Annotated in this window: 12 protein-coding genes; 7 read left to right on the top strand and 5 right to left on the bottom strand. The window is 60.4% G+C overall.

The features are described from left to right. Positions 1-82 precede the first annotated feature (82 nt). Positions 83-1,711, bottom strand: coding sequence for a hybrid sensor histidine kinase/response regulator (locus HU755_RS02950; protein WP_186630548.1), 1,629 nt, complete (start codon positions 1,709-1,711; stop codon positions 83-85). Between the two features lie 115 nt (positions 1,712-1,826). Here HU755_RS02950 and HU755_RS02955 point away from each other — a divergent pair, with 115 nt between their 5' ends. Then, positions 1,827-2,432, top strand: coding sequence for a response regulator transcription factor (locus tag HU755_RS02955; protein ID WP_186630549.1), 606 nt, complete (start codon positions 1,827-1,829; stop codon positions 2,430-2,432). Positions 2,433-3,394: 962 nt separating this feature from the next. Here the strand turns inward: HU755_RS02955 and HU755_RS02960 are convergent. The 4 genes from HU755_RS02960 to HU755_RS02975 form a co-directional block, all read right to left on the bottom strand. Next, positions 3,395-3,763, bottom strand: a complete 369-nt coding sequence (locus HU755_RS02960; RefSeq protein ID WP_186552253.1) for a fe2+ zn2+ uptake regulation protein — start codon at positions 3,761-3,763, stop codon at positions 3,395-3,397. Positions 3,764-3,860: 97 nt separating this feature from the next. Beyond that, positions 3,861-6,101: a TonB-dependent siderophore receptor gene (locus tag HU755_RS02965; RefSeq protein ID WP_186630550.1), complete on the bottom strand. Its 2,241-nt coding sequence runs from the start codon at positions 6,099-6,101 to the stop codon at positions 3,861-3,863. Positions 6,102-6,205: 104 nt separating this feature from the next. Then, positions 6,206-6,613, bottom strand: coding sequence for a ParB N-terminal domain-containing protein (locus tag HU755_RS02970; RefSeq protein WP_186552251.1), 408 nt, complete (start codon positions 6,611-6,613; stop codon positions 6,206-6,208). A gap of 22 nt (positions 6,614-6,635) precedes the next feature. Next, a complete protein-coding gene (locus HU755_RS02975) occupies positions 6,636-7,526 on the bottom strand; it encodes a CoA ester lyase (protein ID WP_186630551.1) in 891 nt (296 codons plus the stop codon). Positions 7,527-8,140: 614 nt separating this feature from the next. Here HU755_RS02975 and HU755_RS02980 point away from each other — a divergent pair. The 6 genes from HU755_RS02980 to HU755_RS03005 are packed head-to-tail and all read left to right on the top strand — an operon-like array spanning position 8,141 to position 16,128. Continuing rightward, a complete protein-coding gene (locus HU755_RS02980; RefSeq protein WP_186630552.1) occupies positions 8,141-9,535 on the top strand; it encodes a Y4yA family PLP-dependent enzyme in 1,395 nt (464 codons plus the stop codon). Between the two features lie 14 nt (positions 9,536-9,549). Then, positions 9,550-10,593: a PLP-dependent cysteine synthase family protein gene (locus HU755_RS02985; protein WP_186630553.1), complete on the top strand. Its 1,044-nt coding sequence runs from the start codon at positions 9,550-9,552 to the stop codon at positions 10,591-10,593. A 28-nt stretch (positions 10,594-10,621) separates the two neighbouring features. Continuing rightward, complete coding sequence (locus HU755_RS02990; RefSeq protein WP_186552247.1) at positions 10,622-11,782, top strand: NAD/NADP-dependent octopine/nopaline dehydrogenase family protein; 1,161 nt, start codon at positions 10,622-10,624, stop codon at positions 11,780-11,782. A 36-nt stretch (positions 11,783-11,818) separates the two neighbouring features. Further along, positions 11,819-13,669, top strand: a complete 1,851-nt coding sequence (locus HU755_RS02995) for an IucA/IucC family siderophore biosynthesis protein (RefSeq protein WP_186630554.1) — start codon at positions 11,819-11,821, stop codon at positions 13,667-13,669. Between the two features lie 13 nt (positions 13,670-13,682). Next, entirely contained in the window at positions 13,683-14,927 is a 1,245-nt protein-coding gene (locus tag HU755_RS03000; protein ID WP_186630555.1) for an MFS transporter, read from the top strand. A gap of 16 nt (positions 14,928-14,943) precedes the next feature. Beyond that, positions 14,944-16,128: an aminotransferase class V-fold PLP-dependent enzyme gene (locus HU755_RS03005; protein WP_186630556.1), complete on the top strand. Its 1,185-nt coding sequence runs from the start codon at positions 14,944-14,946 to the stop codon at positions 16,126-16,128. Positions 16,129-16,201 lie beyond the last annotated feature (73 nt).

Below are 16,201 nucleotides of genomic sequence, written 5' to 3' on the forward strand. Positions count from 1 at the left end.
GCTATCCCGACCAGTTCAACAGCCCACAATAATCGCCGCGAAATAACGGGCGAGCTCCTGAGCCGCCCGTTTACATCAGCCTCTACAGCGTCTCTTCGACCGCCCTGCCTTGTCGATCACGCAGGGCGCGCAACGTGGCGCGTAACTCGGCCGGCCGCACAGGTTTCGACAGAATCACAATCTGCCGATCGTGCAGCGCAGCCTGGATCTTCTCGATTTCGTGACCGGTGATGATCATCGCCGGTACCGTCCAACCTCGCTGCCTGCGCACCTCATCGATGCACTCGATACCGGTCGCGTGGGTGCCGAGGTCATAGTCGGCGACGATGATGTCGCAATCCGTCACCAGGTCCTGCGCCGACCATTCAGCCTGAACCACGCAGCCCCAGCGCTCCAGCAAGGCCGAAGTCGCCAGCAGTACGTTGTGATCGTCCTCCACCAGACACACCTTCAGCCCCGTCAGCAAACCGACCTGACGCGCTTCCTCACGGTTGACCGTGGACGCCGCCGCCAGCGCGATCGGCAAGCCATACAGAGTGACCGCCGTACCTCTGCCAAGCCGCGAGCGCAAGGCAACTTGCACCCCGATCAACGCTCCGAGGCGCTTGACGATCGACAGACCCAGCCCCACACCTTCGACGTCTTTGTCGCGCACTTGGCGCACCCGATAAAACTCCTCGAACACTTGCCCCAAATGCTCTTCGGCGATGCCGTTGCCACGGTCATAAACCACGATGGCCAGGCCTGCGCCACGCCGGCGCACAGCGATCAGCACCGGACGCTGCGCGCCATATTTGAAGCAGTTGGACAATACGTTCTGCACCATGGTTGCCAGCAGCGCCGGATCGGTTCGCACCCAATACTGGCAAGGGCGCAAGCGCAGTTCCACGCCGGCCCAACGCGCCGCTTCGGCGTTTTGCCGGATCAGTTCCGCCAGCCATTCGCCGAGGTTGACGCTCTGCAATTTCGGCAGGATCCGTCCGTTGTCGAGGGTGTACAGATCGAGGATCGAACGAAACAGCTGCGAGACATTTAGCAGTGAACGGTCGATATTATCGACCAGCCGCCGTTCCTCATCGCCCAGCCGTGATTCGCGCAGACACGCGGTAAACAAGCCGATGGAGTGGATCGGCTGGCGCAGATCATGGCTGGCCTGGGCGAGGAAGCGCGACTTCTCCAGATTGGCCGCCACCGCTTCTTCCGACGCCTTGCGCGTGCGTTCGAGCAACAAGTGCGCATAAAACGGAATAACCGTGCTGGTGATCAACAGCATCAACACCATGAACGGTTGCGCCTGCCAGTATGGCGTCAGGCGATAAACCACCAGCAGCGCCAGCAAAGCCAGTCCCGTGGCAATCGCAAGATAACGCGAGCCGTAGCGCATGCCATTGCCGAGGTTGACCCAGACCATCACCGCGTACAGCGGCAGCGCCGCCTCGCCGCCGATCACCAGACCAAAACAGGTGCCAGTGTAATCATGGACCATGGCGAAAATCCGCCGCGCCGGGTAGTGCCCCGGCCAGCGCGCAATGGCCTGGCGGAACACGATCGAGGCCAGCAGGAACAGGCCGATGTAGGTAATGACCGGCAGGTAGGTATCGAGGCGATGGCCCGGCAGAAACACCAATATGACCATGTAGACCACCGCGATGGCGGCGATGATGATGCGCAGATTGGCCTGGTCGAGTTCGGTGTTTTTCTCGAACTTCATGGTAAACGTCCTTTTTTACATCGATCGTCAATTTCAGAAGCAGCCTACAGGCAACCCTGGCGCCTGGTGCTATGGTGCAGCCTTGAATAACGCCTGACCCAGGGAGGGTCACGCCATGACATGCCGCATCATCATAGCCGACGATCACCCACTGTTTCGCGAAGCGCTGCAGCGCACCGTCCAGCGTCTACTGCCCGACGCCGATATCGAAGAGGCTGGCGATCTCGCGTCCGTGCTGGCTTTGCTGCCGGTGGGCGCTGAACCGGACACGCTGATTCTCGATCTGCGATTTCCCGGGCTGACCTGCGTCGGTCAATTGGCCGAACTGCGTCAGCATTGGCCGCGCACCACGCTGATTGTGGTGTCGATGGTCGATGACCAGTCGCTGATCAATGAAGTCATGGCTGCCGGCATCGATGGCTTCATCGGCAAGAACATCGCCCCCGACGACATCGGCCAAGCAATTCTGGCGATCCGCGAGGGTGAAGTGTTGGTGAAGTTCGCGCCCTCGGGCTTGCTGCCGCTCGAGGCTGCCAGCGCCCTCACCCCTCGGCAACAGGAAGTGTTGCGGCTGATTGCGCAGGGCAAGACCAACAAGGAAATCGCCCGGGCACTGGACATTTCTCCCTTCACGGTGCGCATTCATGTGTCTTCTTTATTACGCACGCTGGATGTGCCCTCACGGGCTGCCGCCGCGGTGAAGTACGTTGGCCTGGTGTAGGCGCTGTCGCAGGCTGGGCCTGCATCTCTGGCGCAAAGATCGCCTTCGCGAGCAGGCTCACTCCTACAGGATTTCCGGTGGTACTCAGATCCACGACAACCCACAAAACCCACTGTGGGAGCGGGCTTGCTCGCGAAAGCGTTCTGTCAGATACAAATGCACTACCTGACCCGCCGCCTTCGTGAGCAAGCCCACTCCCACACGATTCCAGGTGGCACTCAGATTCGTGACAACCCACAAAACCCAATGTGGGAGCGGGCTTGCTCGCGAAAGCGGTCTGTCAGATACAAATGAACTACCTGACCCGCCGCCTTCGTGAGCAAGCTCACTCCCACAGTGTTTCCCCGCTGTAACCAAGATTCAAGGCAACCCACAAAACCCAATGTAGGAGTGAGCTTGCTCGCGAAAGCGGTCTGTCAGATACGAATGAATTACCTGACCCACCGCCTTCGTGAGCAAGCTCACTCCCACAGTGTTTCCCCGCTGTAACCAAGATTCAAGGCAACCCACAAAACCCAATGTAGGAGTGAGCCTGCTCGCGAAAGCGGAGTGTCAGATACAAATGAACTACCTGACCCGCCGCCTTCGCGAGCAGGCTCACTCCTCCAGGATTTCCGGCGGCACTCAGATTCGCGGCAACCCACAAAACCCAATGTGGGAGCGGGCTTGCTCGCGAAAGCGGAGTGTCAGCCGCAGATGAATTACCTGACCCGCCGCCTTCGCGAGCAGGCTCACTCCTACAGGGTTTCGCGGCATGACCAGGATTCAAGGCAACCCACAAAACCCAGTGTGGGAGCGGGCTTGCTCGCGAAAGCGGAGTGTCAGCCGCAGAGGGTTTACCTGACCCGCCGCCTTCGTGAGCAAGCCCACTGCCACAGGATTCCGGGTGGTACTCAGATTCGCGGCAACCCACAAAATCCAATGTAGGAGCGAGCCTGCTCGCGAAAGCGGTCTGTCAGTCACTACAGAGGATGATTGTGTTGCTGCAGGATGGCCCTGGCTTGTCGGGTGAACCGGTAGGTCTTGTCGTTTTCCAGCACGATCAAGCCTTCGAGGCACAGGCGTTTAAGCACTTCGCGCACGCTGATGAACGACAACTGCGGTGACGACGACGCCACCCACGTATGCACCCCGTTGACTCCCGTCGAATGGCCGTCGCGGCTTGCAAGCACCAGCGCATTCAGCACTTTGAAACGGATCAGGCTGCTGCGCAGTCCGAAGTGGCGCAGCAATTCACGAATGTGCTGATTGGCGCTGCGATCGAACTCGCTGGGCAGTCGAGGGGCCGCGGGCCGAACGATAAGCGCCGCAGCGCCCGGATTGTTCAACATAACGAAGACTCCTTTTCAGAAATGTTCACGCCGCTATATATAGAGAAGAGTACGCAGTCGCCGAATGATCCGGCGACTGCGCCATTGCCGACTGGCGTCAGAAATCGACGGTGGCCGACAACTGCAAGGTCCGCGGAGAACCCGGCGAGAACGCGCCGTAAGACGCCACACCCGACCAGTACTCGCGATCGAACACGTTCTGCACCGTGGCCCGGAACGTCGTCGGCCGGCCTTCGATCCTGGTCGCATACCGGGCGCCGGCGTCGAAGCGGGTCCAGGCATCAAGCTCCTGGGTATTGGCCTGGTTGACGTACTGGCGATCGGTGTAAATCGCGCCGCTGGTGAGGGTGAAGCCCTCGATCCATGGCGTATCCCACTCGGCCCACAGGTTGGCTTGTACGTCTGGCACACCGACTGGTTTGTTGCCGCGATTGGCGGCGGTCGCCGAGTCGGTCAGCTCGCCGTCGAGCACCGTCACGCCCCCCATCAAGCGAGTGCCCTTGGCGACTTCACCGTACATGCTCAGCTCGACACCACGGTTGCGTTGTTCGGCCTGCACCGAGAACACATTGCCGACACCGACCTCGCCACTCGGCTTCTCGATCTGGAACAACGCCAGGGACGTCATGAACGTGCCGTGTTCGTATTTGACCCCGACTTCATGCTGCTTGGACTCGTACGGCGCGAAGGTTTCCCCGGCGTTGGTTGCCGTGCCTGGGGCGATGTCGCCTTTGCTCAAGCCTTCAACATAGTTGTAGTAAAGCGAGACGTCTTCCCAAGGCTTGACCACCACACCGACCAGCGGCGTGGTGGCGTTGTCGCTGTACCTGGAGCTGACTGCACCGGCGGCGTTGTAGTTACGCGACTCGATCTCCTGGCGGCGCACGCCCAGGGTCAACTGGAAGCGGTCGTCGAGCATCGACAAGGTATCGGTCAACGCCACCCCCGACAGCTCCGACTCGGACACCCGCAGCACTTTCGGCGCGTTGAGGTACTGCCGCGGCGCATCAACCGGGTGGTAGATGTTCGAAACAATCGCGGTGCCATTGTTGATGCCACGCGACAGCTCATCCTGATAACGCGTGGCCATGACGGTGGTGGTGTGGGTGATCGGGCCGGTGGCGAACACACCACGGATACCGACATCGGCGGTCGAGCGATCGACGTTGAATTTGTAGTAGCCAGGCACGTTGCTGGTGTCGCCCGCGTCGTTGAGGATGCGCGGAACCTGGTCGGACAGGCGCTTGACGTCCGAGCGGCCACCGCCGGCATGCGCGAATACAGTCACCGCGTCATTGAGGTCATATTCGCCGCCGAGCAACGCCGATTGTTCCTTGGTGTCCGACCAGCCCCAATCCTGTGGCAGGTTGGTGCGACCGTTGGGCGCCGAGGGCACGTCTACGCCTGGTGCGACGGTGAACGGTCGCGACGCCGCTTCCCAGCTTTCCTTCTGGCTGATGTAGTCCAGGTTCAGGCGCAGGCGTTCGCCACGATAATCCAGGGCAATCGCGCCGACGCCGAGGTCACGGTGCTGATCGTCGATCGCTGTGTCGCCACCCTGCAGGTTGCCATTGAAGCGCACGCCGAACTGATTTTCCGAGCCGAATCGGCGACTGACGTCGAGGTGCCCGCCGACCTGGGAATCGGACGCGTATGAGCCGGTAAACCGGGTCAGGTCTTGGTCCAGCGGACGCTTGGGCACGATGTTGATCACGCCGCCAACGCCACTGTTGGGCGACAGGCCGTACATCAGCGCACCCGGCCCCTTGAGCACTTCGACCCGCTCGGCGTAGTCAGTGAACACGCGGTAGTTCGGTGCCACGCCATACACACCGTCGAAGGCCAGTTCACCAATGTTGCCTTCACCAATCGGGAAGCCGCGGATGAAAAACGAGTCGACGATCCCGCCGGTCTGCCCGGTGGAGCGCACCGAAGGGTCACGCTCCAAGGCATCGGCGACGGTCACGGTCTGCAGGTCGGCGAGGGTCTTGGCGGTGTAGCTGGTGACGCTGAACGGCGTGTCCATCACGTCTTTGTTGCCCAGCATCCCCAACCGCGCCCCGCGCGCCACCTGGCCGCCGGCGAGTGTCTCCGGCAACGCGGTTGCGCTGTTGTAACGGGCGTTGATGTTGGTGGTGTCGAGGGTCAGCGCGTCCTTGCTGGCGTCGACCGGCGCCACTGGCGCAGCGTTCGCGGCCTGATCGGCGGCGGCAGCGGATTGCCCGGCGCCGGCGGCCCAGGCATTGGCGCTTCCTGCGACCAGAACGAAATTCAGCATGGCGGTGCGCACGGCGAGTGTTAACACCCGCTCACCGCAAGGACGACTGACAACAGGCATGACGGTGGGATCCTTTTCATCGAGGGAAAATGGTAATCACTCCTATTGCCAGTCGATTTGCGAAAAAGTATCACCCGCAGTAAAGATTTTTTACCGTACCGCGATCAGGCGCCGAGATAGAGCCGTTGCAACGGTATCGCGACCACCGGCAGTGCCGGGTCGAACGCGTGACGCGTGGTCTTGTACGGAAAAATCTCGCCACGGGCGATGGTGCTGAAAATCTGCGCCACTTCGAACGCCTGCCCCGTCCGCCAGTGCCGCACGCACACCCGCGGATCGCCGTAGTCGAGCTGGATGCAGGGCACCCGCTTGAGGCCGAGCTGCAACGCCGCAGTGAAACGGTGATTGCCGTCCATGACGATGCCACGCGAACGCTCGACGATGATCGGTTCCAGCCAATGCCCGGCGCGAACAATCGACTCCCGCAGTCTCGTCACGTTGGCCGGGTCGACCTGCTCGGACTGCAACACTTCGCACAGCGGCCGCAACGCAATCTGATAACCGTGATCCATGGTGACCTCCTGATTCCGCGACTCAGCAGGCGTCGGCACGGGCAACCGGCGCATGCTGGCTGGCGACGTCGAGCAGGCGCTGGGCGTGCTCGATCAACGGCAAATCGACCATCTCGCCGTCCACTTGCACCGCATGGCTACCGGTTGCCACCGCGCGCATCACCCGGTCGGCCCACGCCAGTTGGCGCGAGTCCGGCAGGAAGGCGCGCTGCACCGTGGTCAGTTGGCCAGGGTGAATACACAACTTGGCGCCGAACCCCAGCGAGCGGGCGTAAAGCGCATCCTTGGCGACCACCGCCAGGTCGCTGATCGCCGGGGTCACGCCATCGATCGGCGCGGGCAAATCCGCCGTGCGCGAGGCCAGCACGATGCGGTTGCGGGCGAACAGAAACGCCTCGGGAACCTGGCTGCAGTTGATATCGAGGGCGAAATCCAGCGAGCCGAACGCCAGCCGCGCCACGCCGGGAATCGCCGCAATTGCCTCGACCTGTTGCAGGCCCTTGGCGGTCTCGATGATCGCGACGATCTGCAATTGCGGCCGCCACGCCAGCAGTTGCTCCACCACCGATGCCAAGGCCTCGGGACATTCGGCCTTGGGCAGGAAAATGCCGTCGCAACGCTCGGGATAACACGCGTCGCGCAGCCACGTCAGGTCCTGGCGAAACAGCGCACTGCTGACGCTGTTCAGGCGGATGTAACGCTCGCAGGCAACGCTCGGCGTCGTCTCCTGCCAGGCCCGAATCGCGGCGCGCGCGGCGGCTTTGCTGTCCGGATGAACGGCGTCCTCGAGATCAAGGATGATCGCGTCCGGCCCCGCTTCGCAGGCTTTGGAAAAACGCTCGGGGCGGTTGCCCGGGACGAACAGGTAGCTGATGGCGAGGCGGGTTTTGCCGCTGAGTCGATCAGATTGCATGGCGTTGCTCCTTGGGTGTGAACCAGTCGTGGTTTCGAACAATTTCCGAGCCCCTGAACGGGCACAAATCCCCAGTGTTTCGGGGGTTTGCTGCAACAACCGTTAACACCTTATTGTTCAAGCAATTAACGGTGTTTTTTATCTCGGGGCGAGCGAGTCCTTGAGCGTGTAAATACACGTTCATGGATTCCCCTTGCGCAGGTGTTTATTCAAAAATATTTGAAAACCTTACTTGATAATCGTTCCTGTTCGCAATATTGTTCACGCCGCCAAGAGGAACTATCCTCGGTTCAACGTCAGTAACAGCGTCTCGGAAATTGTCTGCCAGTGATGTCACTTAAACATCAGCCACTGGTATTTATAGCGGTTTGACCCGCAACTAACGGTCAAGTGAGACGCCCGTGCAAACCTTATGGATTGGGGTGCCCATGCAATTGTTCTGTGAAGTATTTATTACGGTTGTCAGTTCGGATCCAATAGCCAGTTTTATTGGGCGTCCGCCACCCACGAATTTACCGTCTCGCACCTGACGAGGCGAAACAGAACATAAATCGATAACAGATAAGTTATTGATCTTTCTATGGCGAGGTTATTTTTCAGCGCCGGGGTTAACTATGCCTGAAGCAAATGCAGCACGTATTGAAACGCATAATAAAGTCCACCATCCGCACTCGTTAACGCCGCTGATCGACCCGGTTATTTCCGCGTTTATCAATAACTTCCCCGACACTCTTACAGCGCTGGTCGAACAACACGGCTCTCCGCTGAATGTCGTCTGGCCCCATGCCTTTGAACTCAATACGCAAGCGGTGCTGGCGGTGTTGAAACAGCACTCAGTTGCCCACGCCATTTTCTACGGTGCCAAGGCAAACAAGTCGCAATGCCTGCTGAGTGCGGCGGCGACTTCGGCAATTGGCGTCGATGTTTCGAGCCTCTACGAACTGCAGGCAGCCCTGCGGGCAGGTACACCTGGGGGGAAAATCTGCGCCACGGGACCGGCAAAAACAGCGGCATTCCACCAGGCGCTGATCAGCGCTGGGGCTCTGATTTGCGTGGACTCGCTGGAGGAATTCGACCATTTGAAAGAGCTGCTCGAAGCTCAGCCCCTGCCGATAAAAGCCCGGATTCTGCTGCGTTATCGGGCGAAAAGCTGCGCAAAGAGCCGATTCGGCATGGACGCGCAAGACCTGCTCGACAGCCTGCAACGCCTCGCGACAGACACCGCGAGCCTGGTCTTCGAGGGGTTTCATTTTCATCTCGGCGGCTATGGCTTCGAATCCCGCGTACAGGCGTTTCGCGAGGTCAGCGGATTTGTCGAGGCGGCGAGGGAAATGGGGTTGAATCCGCAGATGATCGATATCGGCGGTGGTCTGCCGATTCGGTATGTCGACCCACAGGACTACGCCCGCTTTCTGCAAAACGACAATATCCCGAGCCACTATTACCACCAGAAAGTCCCGGCTGATTATTACCCTTACGGCGGCGACTTGACGGCGGCGCAATGGTTAACGTTATTTCTCGAAGCCGAACATTCCGCGGGACTGTCCATTGCTGGTTTTTTAAATCAGCAAAACATTACCCTGGCCTTGGAACCGGGTCGGAGTCTGGTCGATCAGGCGGCCATTTCAATCTTTCGCATCACCCGCACCAAGAAACTCGCCGACAACAAGACTGTCATTTTTGTCGAAGGCAGTAGTTTCAGTGCTTGCGAAACCTGGTTTGCTTCTGAATATCTGGTTGACCCGATACTGATCAGTACACAACAACAGACGTCCACACCCTGCCAGGCGTATATCGCCGGGCACAGCTGTCTTGACGACGATGTCATTACTTATCGCCTGATTAACTTCGCCTGTGAGCCACGGCGCGGCGACTTGTTGATTTACATCAACACCGCCGGCTATCAGATGGACTTGCTGGAAAACGAGTTTCACCGCCATCCCCTGCCCCACCGGTTGATGGCGACCTGTTGTACGGAAGGTAACTATGCGTTTACACCTGACTACTAAAGGGAACAATAGCGATGATATTAAATAAAGTTTCAGACTTGATCGGTAACACACCGATGCTGGCTATCGATGTTCCGGACAGCAATGCCCGATTGCTGTTAAAGATTGAAAAGAATAATCCCGGCGGCAGCATCAAAGATCGCATGGCACGCAATATGGTGCTGGCGGCGCTCAAGTCCGGGCGCCTGAAACCCGGCGGCGTGGTGGTCGAGTCGTCTTCGGGCAACACCGGAATTGGCCTGGCCATGGCCGCTGTCGAATTTGGCCTGCATTTCATCGCCGTGGTCGATCACCACGCCGCGCAAGACAAGATCGCCGTGATGAAGGCCCTCGGCGCTGACATCCGTTTCGTCAAAGGCAGCTATCGCGAAGACGAAGTGGCCGTGGTCGAGCGCCAGCGCCTCGCCGCCGAACTGGCGTCGGAGATCCCCGGCGCGGTGTTCATGAATCAATCCGACAACGCGGCCAATGCCGGCGGCTACAGTGATTTCGTTCGCGAAACCATCGCTCAGGCCGACGGGGTGATCGGTGCTTACGTCGGCTGCGTCGGCACCGGCGGTTCGATGACCGGTATCGCTCGCGGCCTGAAAGTGCACAACCCTGACACCGTGACCGTCGGCGTCGAACCCGCCGGCTCGATTGTCTTCGGTCATCCGGGCTACCCGTACTACCAATCGGGGACCGGCACGCCGGCGGGCGACACCGTCGGTCTGGTGCTCGATTACAGCTGCATTGATCTGGGCGTGCAGGTCACCGATGCCCAGGCGTTCGAAACCGCGCGCTACATCGCTCGCAACCTCGCCCTGCTGGTCGGTGGCTCGACGGGCGGCGCGATTTACAAGGCACTGGAGCTGATCCACAAAGGCGTGCTGACCGGCAACGTCGTGGTGCCGGTGGCCGACGGCGGCGAGAAATACCTGCACACCGTGTTCAACGAACAGTGGCTGCAGGAGCGCGACCTGATCGATCCGGGCATCGCCCCGCAACTGGACGCCTGGCTGGGCAAGACCCAATGGCTGGAATCCGTTTCCGCGCCGCTGCAACTGAGCGTCGCATGACCCACCCTTCACACAGGAACGCCTCTCGATGAATGTGTTGAAAGTCGCCATCTGTGGTGGCGGCAGGACTGGCCATCTCAACGCCATCCTGTTCAAGCAACTGCCCGACGTTCAGGTTTCGCTGCTCACCCATAATCAGGACGTCATTGAACATCACGCGCGGCAGACGCCCATGCAGGCATTATTGCCTGACGGCTCGACCCTCAGCGCCCGACTGGACCGCGTCACCCGTGACGCCAAAGCGGCGGTGGAGGATGCCGATATCGTCATCGTCACCGTGCCTGCTCATGTCCGTCAGCAAACCCTGCAAGCCATCGCCCCGCACTTGAGTGCGAGCAAACCGGTGTTCATCGGTGCGATTCCAGGGTTCTGCGGTTTCGACTGGCTGGCCGAAGCCACCCTGCCCGACCGGCCGAATGTGGTCATCTGGGGCATGAAGGACGTGCCGCACACGGCTTTCGAGCTGACACCGGGACGCTCGGTAAAAATGGGCGGCGGCAAAAGCCAACTGTATGTGGCGACCCATGCCAGGGAGCCGCAAACAGCGCGCCGCCAACTCGAGAAAATACTGACCAGACTGTACGGCCCCTGCGTGACGATGCTCGATCACTATCTGGAAATCACCCTGACACCGGGCAACCCGATCATGCACAGCTCGGTGATCTACGGCTTGATCGGCCCTTACGGCCAATGGCACCGCAAGATTTTCCCGCAGCGCATGTGCTGGTGGACCGAATGCCCGGAACTGGGCGCGTATTTTCTCGAGCGCATGGATGAGGAAAGCCAGGCCTTATGTGCGGTAATCAGCCAGCGGCTGGGCATCGACCTGTCTTCGGTGAAATCCTTGAAACAGGAGATCGTCGAGGCCTACGGCGAGCAGATCCGCGATACCAGCAGCATGCTGTCGATCCTGCGTACCAATCAGGCCTACAACGACATCCTCGCGCCAATGGTGCCGGCTGCCGACAACCGCGCCGGCTACGTGATCGAGCGCGAGAGCCGCGCCTTCAACGAAGACGTCGCCTATGGCTTGGTGCTGTTGGTGGAAATGGCCCGACGCTTCGACCTCAAGGTGCCCTACATCGAGGAAGTCCTGCAGTGGAGCGTGGCGTATATGCACGGCCTGCGCGATTCGGCACTCGACTACTTCCCCCGCCAATGGCCCCACACGACAAGCGCCGCCGCTTGATCGCCTATTCAATTTCTCGACGAGCAGACCGCTGATATGGATGACTTCAAGACACTGATCGCCTTCTCCCGCAAAAACGCCATGCGCCGTCTGGTGCGCTGCCTGTTTGCAGAAAACATTCTCGAGCGTTCGGCGCTGCGCTTCAGCGCCGAGGGCAACCAGGCCACTTACCCGCTCAAGGGCGGCCGCGCTCACCTGGCCTTTTCCGACATTGCCAAAGGCCCGGCCGACACCGTGGTCAACGACGGCGACGTGGTGCTGGTCACCGATGAAGGTGTGCGCCAGACCATCACCAGCCACCAGGACATGCTTGATGTGTTGCGCGACAGCTTTGATTTCGCACCGACCGACGAGGGCGTCGCCGGACTCAAGGCGGACATGGAAAACAGCCTGACCAACGACGCACATGCCCGTCAGCATCGCCAGCAATGGAACGCGCGGCTGCAACAGGCCATCGCGGATCAGGGCCTCAACAGCTTCACTGACTACCTGCGCCAGCACGCCAAAACCAAGGACGCGGCGATCCTGCTCGACCAGTGGGGCTCGCTGGAAGGCCATCCTTATTACCCGACGTGGAAGGCGCGCCCGGGCCTGAGCGATGACGAGGTGGCGCAACTGTCGCCGGAGTTCAATGCCCAGGTGCCACTGCGCATCGCCGCGTTGCGCGCCGACAACGCAAAAAGCGAAAGCATGCCGCACGTCACCAGCTACCACGCCTGGTTCGCCAGCCACTTCCCCGCGCAATGGGAGCAATGGAAAGCCTCGCTCAACAGCAAGGGCCTGGACGAAACCGAGTGGCTGCCGCTGCCGATTCACGCCTGGCATTTGCAGGCCTACGTGCTGAAGACGTTTGCGGCGGAAATCGAAGAAGGCATTCTGATCACCGACGGCCCGGACCTGCCAACGCTGCCGACCATGTCGTATCGCACCATGATGCCGCTGCTGGAAGATTGCGCGCCGCTGATCAAGCTGCCGATTGCCGTCTGGATGACCAGCGAACTGCGCAGTCTGCAAGCCAAGTCGATTCACATGGGGCCGCGGATCAGCACGGTGATCAGCGCTATCCTGAAAGCCGAAAACGGCTTCGATCAACGTCTGGAAATTTTTCCGGAAGAAATCGGCGTGCGCTACAAAAACGCGGTCACTCAGGACGATCATCCGGGCCGGCATCTGTCGGTGGTCTATCGCGCCAGTGCGCCGGCTTTCGAACGCCACGACGAATGCCTGCCGATCACCGTGGCATCGCTGTTCACCCGTTTGCCTGGCAGCGGTCGGCCGTTGTTCACCGACCTGATCGAACGTGACGGCGTGCGGGCCAATGCGACGCAGGTGGAAAACTGGTTTCGCGAGTACGCCAAAGTGGTCACTCACCCGGTGGTGGCGATCTATTTGCTGTACGGAATCGGCCTTGAAGCGCACCAGCAAAACACCATGGTGCTGTTCTCCCCCGACGGTAAAGCACGTAGTCTGCTGATCCGCGATTTTGGCGATGGCCGCACCTACGCGCCATGGCTGGAAGGACGCGGTTACAGCCTGCAACCGCACGTGCAGCCGGGTATCCTGCCGACGGTGTTTGCCGGCGACATCGAGCCGGTGCGCATGTTCGTGCTCGACGCGGCGTTCCTGACGCACCTGCATGAGATCGCCCTGTGGTTGACCAAGGAGTACGGTTTGCACGACACGCGTCTGTGGCAAATCCTGCGCGAGGAAACCGATCTGGCGTTTGCAGCGGTGCGCGAGCGTGTCCCGGCCGAGGTCTGGGAAGTCGAGCACAAAGCATTCGTCGAAGACCCATGGCCGACGCGTTCGTTGTTGCGCATGCACTTGATGCAGTACAGCAACTATCGTTTGCAACACACCCTGACCAACCCGCTCGCTAGCGTTTAACCGAGGCTGACTCATGTCCCATGCAGGTGCCATCCAGGGTTCGAGAGTACGAATCCTGATTTATCTTCTGTTCGCGATCCAGTTGGTGTCGATGGGCGCGATGGAAATGAGCGGGCCGTTCTGGCCTGTCCATCTGCGTGGGCTGACCAGCTCCGAGTCGGTTTTCAGCTTCGCCAGCATCGCCGTGTACGTCGGGCCGATGCTGGGCATTATTCTGACCAGCGCATTCTGGGGCCGTATCGGCGACCGCTACGGCCACAAGTTGATGATGATCCGTGCCCTCGCCGGGTTGTCGTTGACCCAGCTTGGGCTGGCCCTGTTCACGGACATCTGGGTCATTTTGATCCTGCGTTTTCTGCAAGGGGCGTTTGCCGGTTATATCGCCCCTGCCCAGGCCTATGGCGTGAGTATCGAAGCGCCGTCGCGCCGCGCCAGGCTGTTCGCCATTCTGCAGATTTCGACCAACGTCGGCTCGCTGCTCGGTGCGGTGGTTGGCGGTCTGATCCTCGATTACGCGACGTTCTTCTGGATCAACATCATCGCGTCGGCATTGTGCGCGGTGTGCACGGTGATTGCCGCTGTGACCTTGCCAGACGTGCCGCCGGTGAAAAAAACGACGGCCGCGGACCAGACTGCACCCGTGCGCCGCGCCGGCAGCCTCTGGCAAGGTTCGCCGCTGCTGTCGCTGCTCGGTGTGATGGGCATTCTGTTGCTCGCACGGATGCTGCCGCAGACCTCGTTCTCGCTGTATGTCAGCTCGGTCTTCGAGGTCAGCAATTCGGTGGTCGGTCTGTGCTATGGGCTGCTGGCGCTGGGCTTCATTCTGTCGGCCACGGCGTGGTCGCGTTACTTCGAACATCGTGGTCAGCAAGACACCTTGCAGCGCATGACCTACGTGGTGATCGGCTGCATCGTCCTCACCGCTGTGGCGGGCGTCACGCGCAATCCGCTGGTGTTCGTCATTGCCTATTTCATCTGGGGCGTATTGTTGGGGGCCACCACACCGGTGCTGATGGCGCTGATATCGAAAACCGCTGACAGCTCGCAGCAGGGCCATGTGCTGGGGATTGCCCAGGGCACCGCGCAATTCGCATCGATTGCCGGCATTTCGGCTGGCGGCTTGCTCAGTCAGGTTTACGGTCTGCAATACACCTATCTGTTCGTGTGTCTGGCCTACGTGCTGGCATTGGTCCCGATTGTTGCGCTGCGCTACTGGCCGACGGCGCTGCAAACCAGTCCTGCCCCACCCGCGGATTGATCAAGGAGTGACGCATATGGACATAGACCAACTACGCGCCGACACGCCCGCCGTCGCGCAACTGATCCACTTCAACAATGCCGGCGCGGCGCTGATGCCGACGCCGGTGATCGACGCCGTGACGCGCCATATCCAGCTCGAAGCACGCCTGGGCGGCTACGAAGCCGCCGGGCAGCAATCGCAGGAAGTCGAAAACGTCTACACCGCCATCGCCCGGTTGATCAACGCCCGGACTGATGAAATCGCGGTGATCGAGAACGCCACCCGCGCCTGGGACATGGCCTTCTATTCATTGCCATTGCGCCCGGGCGACGTGGTGCTGACGTCGAGCACCGAGTACGCCGGAAATTACATCCCTTATCTGCAACTGAAGCAGCAACGCGGCATCGAAATCCGGGTGATTCCCAACGATGAGCATGGCCAGGTCTCGCTGACCGCGCTTGAAGCGCTGCTTGATGACCAGCGCGTGGCGTTGATCTCTTTGCCGGTCATCGCCACCAATGGCGGACCGGTGCAGCCAGTCGAGCAGGTTGGCGCCCTCGCCCGCGCCGCCGGCGTGCTGTTTCTGCTCGACGCCTGCCAGGCTGCCGGGCAAATGCCGATCGATGTGCAGAAAATCGGTTGCCACATGCTCACCGCCACCAGTCGCAAATACTTGCGCGGGCCTCGGGGAATGGGCTTTTTGTATGTCGAACGCGCGCTGTGCGAGAGCATTGAGCCGGCCTTTCTCGACTTGCACGCAGCGTCGTTGCAAAGCGCTGAGCAGTTCACGATTCGCGCCGATGCGCGCCGCTTTGAAAATTGGGAATGTAACGTCGCGGCCAAACTGGGCCTGGGTGCGGCGGTGCACTACGCGCTGGCGCAAGGCATCGAGCCGATGTGGCAGCGAATTCAACACCTGGGCGAATACCTGCGCCTGCGGCTGGCCGAGATCCGCGGCGTCACGCCACGGGACCTTGGGGCGCAGAAGTCCGGCATCGTCACCTTCACCCATGATCAGCACAGCGCGGCCCAGGTTCAGCAATGGCTAGCGGGCCAGGAAACTCGTATCAACGTGAGTACTTCGACGTTCCGCTCGACCCTGCTCGACATGCAGCAGCGCGACTTGCTGGAAGTCAGCCGCGCGTCGCTGCACGCCTACAACACCGAGGCGGAAATCGATACGCTGATCGCCGCGCTGCGCCGTTTGCCGACCGTATGAAAGCAGGCGCCAATCGGCGCTTGCGTCATAGAGGGTTTGTAAACTAGCATTGGGAATACTTCTCAATTGCATG

The organism is Pseudomonas sp. SWRI111, from assembly GCF_014268555.1.
Taxonomy (GTDB): domain Bacteria; phylum Pseudomonadota; class Gammaproteobacteria; order Pseudomonadales; family Pseudomonadaceae; genus Aquipseudomonas; species Aquipseudomonas hamedanensis.